The organism is Pseudomonas sp. BBP2017, from assembly GCF_003024385.1.
In the GTDB taxonomy this organism is placed as follows: Bacteria; Pseudomonadota; Gammaproteobacteria; order Pseudomonadales; family Pseudomonadaceae; genus Aquipseudomonas.
The window spans coordinates 1-7,137 of record NZ_PVZN01000036.1; the positions used below are offsets into that span (position 1 = coordinate 1).

At 59.7% G+C, this 7,137-nt stretch carries 6 protein-coding genes and 1 pseudogene; all 7 read left to right on the forward strand.

The genetic code is table 11. The features are described from left to right. The first annotated feature begins 159 nt into the window (after positions 1-159). Complete coding sequence (locus C6382_RS23625; protein WP_158262120.1) at positions 160-1,011, forward strand: DUF4123 domain-containing protein; 852 nt, start codon at positions 160-162, stop codon at positions 1,009-1,011. After that, entirely contained in the window at positions 1,008-4,280 is a 3,273-nt protein-coding gene (locus tag C6382_RS23630; protein ID WP_256589188.1) for a toxin VasX, read from the forward strand. Before C6382_RS23625 ends, C6382_RS23630 begins: the two co-directional genes overlap by 4 nt. Next, positions 4,277-5,182, forward strand: a complete 906-nt coding sequence (locus C6382_RS23640) for a hypothetical protein (RefSeq protein ID WP_107026719.1) — start codon at positions 4,277-4,279, stop codon at positions 5,180-5,182. The genes C6382_RS23630 and C6382_RS23640 overlap by 4 nt, the downstream gene beginning before the upstream one ends. After that, positions 5,148-5,567, forward strand: coding sequence for a hypothetical protein (locus tag C6382_RS23645; RefSeq protein WP_218276282.1), 420 nt, complete (start codon positions 5,148-5,150; stop codon positions 5,565-5,567). Before C6382_RS23640 ends, C6382_RS23645 begins: the two co-directional genes overlap by 35 nt. Beyond that, positions 5,564-6,469 (forward strand): hypothetical protein, encoded by a 906-nt coding sequence (locus C6382_RS23650; RefSeq protein ID WP_107026721.1) that lies wholly within the window; start codon positions 5,564-5,566, stop codon positions 6,467-6,469. Before C6382_RS23645 ends, C6382_RS23650 begins: the two co-directional genes overlap by 4 nt. 13 nt (positions 6,470-6,482) lie before the next feature. Next, positions 6,483-6,854 (forward strand): hypothetical protein, encoded by a 372-nt coding sequence (locus C6382_RS23655; RefSeq protein WP_107026722.1) that lies wholly within the window; start codon positions 6,483-6,485, stop codon positions 6,852-6,854. Then, a pseudogene (locus C6382_RS24215) lies at positions 6,851-7,137 on the forward strand (hypothetical protein); the annotation flags it as partial. The gene C6382_RS23655 and the pseudogene C6382_RS24215, both read left to right, overlap by 4 nt.

Consider the following 7,137-nt stretch of genomic DNA (forward strand, 5'->3'; position numbering starts at 1 on the left):
TTTGGGGGTTCCCGCGCAGCAGGCCCTTTCGGCCATACCAATGGTTGCCGAGGCGCTAGATGCTTTGCCATCGGTTACCCAGGAAGCGGCGTTGAGGCAAGCCGCTCAGCAAGCCGCCCCCTTCTGCGCGGTATGTCAAAGACTATCGGAGCTGGATGCATGAATCAGGCTTATCTGCTGCTGGACGGTACCCTGATCGATAACCTGCCGAGCCGCCTGCTCGAGCTTGCAGGCAGTACGGCGTATCAATCGCTGTATCGACAGACTGCGTACAGCGCTCTGCTAGCAGTTAGCCCGGTGTTGGTGCCGGTATTACCGAACAGCCCGTTAGCACACACCTTTACCCACGAGTGGAGTACGACGGCGGGTATCTGGCTGGAGTCCGAGGTGAACGAGGCGGCTTTGTTGCAACACCTGCGCAGCCTGATTCACGCCCGCATCGAGGGCGATGCCAAGGTTTTTTTTCGATATTACGACCCCCGTATCACGCCCTTGTGGCTGGCAGACATGGCGCCCCAGGAGCGTGATCGGCTAATGGGGCCGATCCGCCGTATCTTGCTGCCGGAATCGCTTCACCCTGGCGGTTTCATCGGTCAGGAAAACCCCGAGCAGCCCATTGCTCAGTACACGGAGAAGCCTTGGTTATTGCTTACTCCGGCACAGTTGGAGCGCATGAGCGCAGCCAAGCGGCAGCTTCTTGCCCAACAGTTGATCGAGCATTGCCAGCAGCACTTTCCTCAGCGCCTGCAAGGGGCGGAGCCCGCGGCACAACAGCAGTGGGCCTCGGCCTGTCAGCGCAGCGCTGAACGCCACGGCTACAGCGCCGCCGATCAAGTCATTCACTGGGCCAACTTGCACGCCGTGCTGGGCGATGAATTCCCCGACGCTGCAGAGCACGCCGTTTACCGCCTGATCCTCGACCAGAAAGAGGTCTTACCTGCACAGCGTCTCGATAACCTGAATGCCGAGCTGCAGCGCCAGCTGCTCACCGACAAGGAACTCTTTGCATGAGTGCAGACAAGCTGGACATGCTCGACCGCCTGGCTCAAGCTGAGCGCGCCGCCAGGGCGATGCCCCATGAAGATATCAACTGCCTCATAACGCCATGCCCTGCCGGTCAGCCTGAAGTATTCGTGGTACCAGTGCGCTATGCCCTGGCAGAAGAAAAAGCGACCCATCCCTGCTGCACGCCCGGCCTTGTCACCCGCAGCCACCCCATGGCGGCACGCCGCCTGCGCGGCGGTTATCTGTACCTGTGGCAGGACCAAGGCCCTCTCAAACGCTACGCCGTCGCGCCGAATGGTTTACTTAGCGAGCAAGCGCTGGAGGACGATGACACCATCGTCCTGAACGGCACCTTGGCGGGGCTGGCGCTAAAAAAAATCCATAACGCCTGGATGCTCTACAGCGAGTACCCGCTGCCCGCGGAACACTGTCAGGCGTTGAGCACCAGCAGTGCCAAGCGCGACACGCACATGCGCCGTATCGCCTTGCGCACGGTGGCCAACGAGCTGCAGGCGCCGCATTGCCCGCCACTGACCAGTGCCGACCAGGTCATGGCCGAACTTATCCCGGCCATCTACGCCCGCTCGATGAAGGCCGATTACAGAAACGGCGGTGACGATACCGCCGCGCTGGGCGCAGCGGTGATGAAAGAGCCGACAACCGCCAACATCAACGCCTACACCGCGGCGATGCACCGCTCACGGGAACGGGAGAAGGTCATCGGCCAACACCCCGAGGCCAGCGACGAACCGCCGGGCCAGTGGAGTGCCGAACGCTGGCAGGGCCAGAGCACTCAGGACTGGCTGGAAACCGCCAAAGCCCAGGCCAATGGCTTGTTCCCTGTGTTTGCTTGCCTGGACGATGACCTCGGCGTGCTGCGTGACATCAACCATGAGCAAGAGTGGCTGGAAGCGCGTCACGAACAGTGGATCGCTGATAACAACCTGCGCTTGAGCATTGGCGGCTTTGTGCGCAGCCTGGTCAGCGAAGACGGGGCAGAGCTGGCTGGCAGCCTCAACTACCGCTACAAGGGGCGCGACTTCAGCCTCACGCCTGAGCAGGGCAAGGTTATGCTCGACACCCAGCATCGGCTGGATGAACAACTCCGGGCTGAAACCGAGGCCCGCCGTTACGGTGGTCACCCCAGCCCGGCTGAAGCCGCCGCCCGCGATACGCGTATCGCCACTATTGTGGCGCCCGTGCGGGCCTTTATTCCGGCAGATTTGTACAACGAGGCAGAGCACCTGGTGCGCGAATTCCGCGCCGAAAAGCAGGCCAACCGCGATAACGATTTGCTCAGCGCCAAGGTGAGTGAATACATCGACCTGGAGGCGATGAACGCCTGGCTCGAGCGCACCGCACCCACGCATTTCCAGCAGGTCGAACAACGTCATACAGCGCTGTTTAGCGACCGGGGCATGTTCCTCAAGCGTTCCGCCAATGGCACCTGGTTTGTCGATTACCATGACCTGGGCACACGGCACTGGTTGACCGAACTGGCTGGCGGTTGCCTGACCGCGCAATGCATTCGTGCCCAGGGCGCCGAACAATACGCCGACTACGTGCGGGCCGCCGATGGCGGCGCACTGACCCACCTGTTCCGCGCCTGGACGCCCTCGCTCGATGCGGGCCTCAACACCGCCACGCGTCTGAGCGAATGGCTGGCGGCCCTGGCCGCCGAGAATATCGCCGCCACCCATCAGGCACTGGCGCCACTGACCCGGCCGATTATGGATGACCTCGCAGCCATGGCCCGAGACACCCATAGCCCGTGGAGCGTGCTGGTCAACCGTCTGGCGGCGGCGTTGCTGTTGCTCAAGGACAACAAAACCTTCAGCAGTGCCTGGCTCGGGGTTTTCGTCGCCGCTCGCCTGGGCAGCAACACGCGGTTGCAGGGCGTCATCGAAGGTGGCCGACAGCTCTGGACGTTGCTGGGGTACGAAGCCGAAGGACTGACCCGCTGGGCCCGCGCGACAGGGGAAGCCATTGGCGCCGGGCGCGTAGCGGGTATCGTCAACTCCCCCTTTGTCACCAATAGCGGTGGCGTCGTCCCCCTGGCAGCCTTGCTGCTGAATTCGCTCAATGCGAGTAACTATCTGAGTCAGGCTGGGACCTTGGAGGGGATGGACGACCGACGTATGAACGACGTCATTTCCGCGACTTTGTATGCGGGTGCGGCGTTGACGGCGGTGATTGATAGTCAGGTTCGGCAGGGGCTAGGGATTAGAGAAATTGGCAAAGGTAAGACGATGGCCCCAACCCTGACTCTGTTTGGTGGGGTGATTGGTGGGCTTTCAGCCTACGCAGCTCTAAAGGAATTCAAGTCTCTGCAACTACAACTGGAGAGTGCCCAGACTCGTGCCGATCCATGGCTTGAGATGCGCCAAACCTTGGCCGGAGGACAAATGGCGGCTTATGGTAGCCAGGCTCTGCTGGGGGCCAACTACACGATGAGAACCTTAGCTGGGCTGATGGAAGTCGAAACCGCCATCATGCGCTATTCGCTGTACATGGGCCCGCTGAACTGGATCATTGCCGTGCTGGGTGTGCTGTACTTGGTCACCTGGTTTTTTCAGCAGACTCCACTGCAAAATTTTCTCAGTTCCTGCTGTTGGTCAAGAGCACGGGCGGGCAATCTGGACCCTGTTGCGGCCGAGGCCCAACAAACCGAACTCAACCAACTGTACCGCATCCTCTATACCCCCCGGGTCAGCATGCGGAGCAGTTCGGCGGTGAGCAGTTCCAACAGTCCTTCAGGCCTGGCCTCCGAAAGTGCCATCAATGCCCTGACCATCGACTTGCCAGGTGCCGAGCCCAGCAGCGCCTACCTGGAACTGAGCCTGATCGGTGATCCCGTGGATACCCAGCGCTACCACGACTTGATCAAAAACAGCCCGCCCCACAATTACAAACCACCCAGACCTTGGCGGGACATGGCACCTCGTTGGCTGTACGCCGGCACCTGCAGCTGGATTCCGCTCAACGAAGGCCAAGGCCTGCGCTTGAGTGGCCCGTTCAGCACCGAGCCAGGTGTGCTTGGCACGCTCCCCCGCACCGTCTCCCTGCGCTTGCGCTATCGCCCCCCCTTGACCGCCATGCTGGGCACCAAAAGTTGTATCGGCGGTGAGCGGGGCATTGCCTTCACCCTGACTGATAACGACGGCGTGGTGGCCCTGCGGGACGATCCGACACCGGCACTGGATAATGCGCCGATTTATCCGCTCGGCGAAGGCCGACCCAATGCCTATTTCCTGCAACCCAAGGACAAGACATGAGTACGCCACCGGCAGGCACCACGAAAAAACGGTTGTTTTCGCGTAACGACTACATGGCGCCATTACCCATCCCTACCGGTCGAAAACCCTCGGATGTGCTCAACACCATTTGGCGCAAGAACGAGGTATTTCTCGATATTGGCAGCTACAGCATTGGCTCGGCGGTGATGGTGATATGGCCAATAGTGATGTTGTTTTTGGGACTGGCCTACGGCCTCAATGATCCTGACGCACTGATCTTGGGGGCTTGTATTACAGGCATTCCTATCTGCTTTTTGATCCAAGGCCTGTTCCGCGAAGTGCCACTACCAGTGCGCTTCAATCGACAGCGTCGTGAGGTGTGCGTACCGCGTGCAGATGGTGAGTACTGGATTGTCCCCTGGGAAAGCGTGACCGCAGCGGCAACGCAACATTCGTCGGTGAGCCAGGCAGGTAAGGCAACCATGGGCTTGTTGGTCATCGGCTTTGAGAATCCCGACCCGCAGGCCAAAGACGATAACAAGCATTTCTCGCTGGGCTTTAACTGTGGCGGTGGCACCACCGCCATGGCGTTGTGGGAGTGCACCCGCAGCTACATGGAAATTGGGCCGGACGCCGTACCTGATAGCCGGGTGGGTATTGCACCCTACGAAGAAACGCAAATCGGCTCGATCATCACCGACTTGCGTAAGGGGAACTTGATTGGTGTTGTCTGGGGCATATTCTGCATTACGATTCTGGGAACCTATCTCGCGGAAAAACTACAGAATTTGAAGCTGTCGCATCCACCTGGTCTGACCTACCCCGCCATCATCGAATGGTCCAAACCACTGCCCCCTGAGCAGTGGGCCAAGCGCTCCCCTGAGCTGGAAGAAGCCATCGCCAAGCGTGAAGCCGAATTGGCTGCGCTGCCCCATACATGAGTACATCAGCGGCATGGACCTGAGCCAGCCCCACACTTACCAAGTGCCCAGACCTTGGCTGTACGCCGGCACCTGTAGCTGGATACCGTTCAAGGAAGGTCAAGGCTTGCGCCTCAGTGGCCCCTTCAACATCGAGCCCGGCGTCCTGGGTGCAAAACCCCGCACCGTCTCCCTGCGTCTGTGGTATCGCACCCCGTTGACCGCACTGCTGGGAGCCAGATCCTTTATCGGCGGTGAGCGCGGTGTTGCCTTCACCCTGAGTGGCAGCGACGGTGTGGTTGCCCTGCGGGACGATCCGACACCGGAACTGGATCGGGTGCCGGTTTATGTGCTCGACGCGAAGCAAGCCGGAGCCTATTACCTGCAACCCAAGGACAAGACATGAGTACGCCAGCGGCAGGCACCACTAAAAAACGGCTGTTTTCGCGTAACGACTACTTGGCGCCATTACCCATCCCTACCGGCGAAAAACCCACTGACGTGCTCAACACCATTTGGTACAAGAACGAGGTATTTCTCGACATCGGTAATTACAGCATCGGTTCGGCGGTGATGGTGATATGGCTAATGGGAATGTTGTTTGCGCTTATGTATTACATCACACCTGATCCACTAATGCTGGGAGGAGGACTCATCATCGTGGGCATCCCTACCTGTTTTGTAATCCAGGGCTTGTTTCGCGAGGTGCCCTTACCGGTGCGCTTCAACCGGCAACGCCGAGAGGTATGCGTACCGCTAAAGGATGGCGAGTACTGGATTGTCCCCTGGGAAAGCGTGACCGCAGCGGCAACGCAACATTCGTCGGTGAGCCAGGCAGGTAAGGCAACCATGGGCTTGTTGGTCATCGGCTTTGAGAATCCCGACCCGCAGGCCAAAGACGATAACAAGCATTTCTCGCTGGGCTTTAACTGTGGCGGTGGCACCACCGCCATGGCGTTGTGGGAGTGCACCCGCAGCTACATGGAAATTGGGCCGGACGCCGTACCTGATAGCCGGGTGGGTATTGCACCCTACGAAGAAACGCAAATCGGCTCGATCATCACCGACTTGCGTAAGGGGAACTTGATTGGTGTTGTCTGGGACATATTCTGCATTACGATTCTGGGAACCTATCTCGCGGAAAAACTACAGAACTTAAAGCTGTCGCACCCGCCTGGTCTGACCTATCCCGCCATCATCGAATGGTCCAAACCGTTGCCGCCCGAGCAGTGGGCCAAGCGCTCCCCCGAGCTGGAAGCCGCCATCGCCAAGCGTGAAGCCGAATTGGCTGCGCTGCCCCAGACATGAGTACATCAGCGGCATGGACCTGAGCCAGCCCCACACTTACCAAGGGCCCAGACCTTGGCTGTACGCCGGCACCTGTAGCTGGATACCGTTCAAGGAAGGTCAAGGCTTGCGCCTCAGTGGCCCCTTCAACATCGAGCCCGGCGTCCTGGGTGCAAAACCCCGCACCGTCTCCCTGCGTCTGTGGTATCGCACCCCGTTGACCGCACTGTTGGGCGCCAGATCCTTTATCGGCGGTGAGCGCGGTGTTGCCTTCACCCTGAGTGGCAGCGACGGCGTGGTTGCCCTGCGGGACGATCCGACACCGGAACTGGATCGTGTGCCGGTTTATGTGCTCGACGCGAAGCAAGCCGGGGCCTATTACCTGCAACCCAAGGACAAGACATGAGTACGCCACCGGCCGGCACCACGAAAAAACGGCTGTTTTCGCGCAATCACTACTTGGCGCCACTGCCCATTCCTACCGGTCGAAAACCTTCTGACGTGCTCAACACTATTTGGCGCAAGAATGAGGTGTTTCTCGATATTGGCAGCTACAGCATCGGCGGCGTTTTTCAAGGTAGTTGTCGCGTCAACCGTCTAACTATGCCGCTCTTTTCTCGACCTGCTGTTCCCGATCCGGGTTCAGCAGCACCGTGCCGATCGGCTCCCAGTTTCGTGTCTGTCCAGAC

Excerpts from the sequence above, each read along its gene's own strand:
- C6382_RS23625 (WP_158262120.1), top strand. The coding sequence starts at position 160 with ATGAATCAGGCTTATCTGCTGCTGGACGGTACCCTGATCGATAACCTG.
- C6382_RS23630 (WP_256589188.1), top strand. The coding sequence starts at position 1,008 with ATGAGTGCAGACAAGCTGGACATGCTCGACCGCCTGGCTCAAGCTGAG.
- C6382_RS23640 (WP_107026719.1), top strand. The coding sequence starts at position 4,277 with ATGAGTACGCCACCGGCAGGCACCACGAAAAAACGGTTGTTTTCGCGT.
- C6382_RS23650 (WP_107026721.1), top strand. The coding sequence starts at position 5,564 with ATGAGTACGCCAGCGGCAGGCACCACTAAAAAACGGCTGTTTTCGCGT.
- C6382_RS23655 (WP_107026722.1), top strand. The coding sequence starts at position 6,483 with ATGGACCTGAGCCAGCCCCACACTTACCAAGGGCCCAGACCTTGGCTG.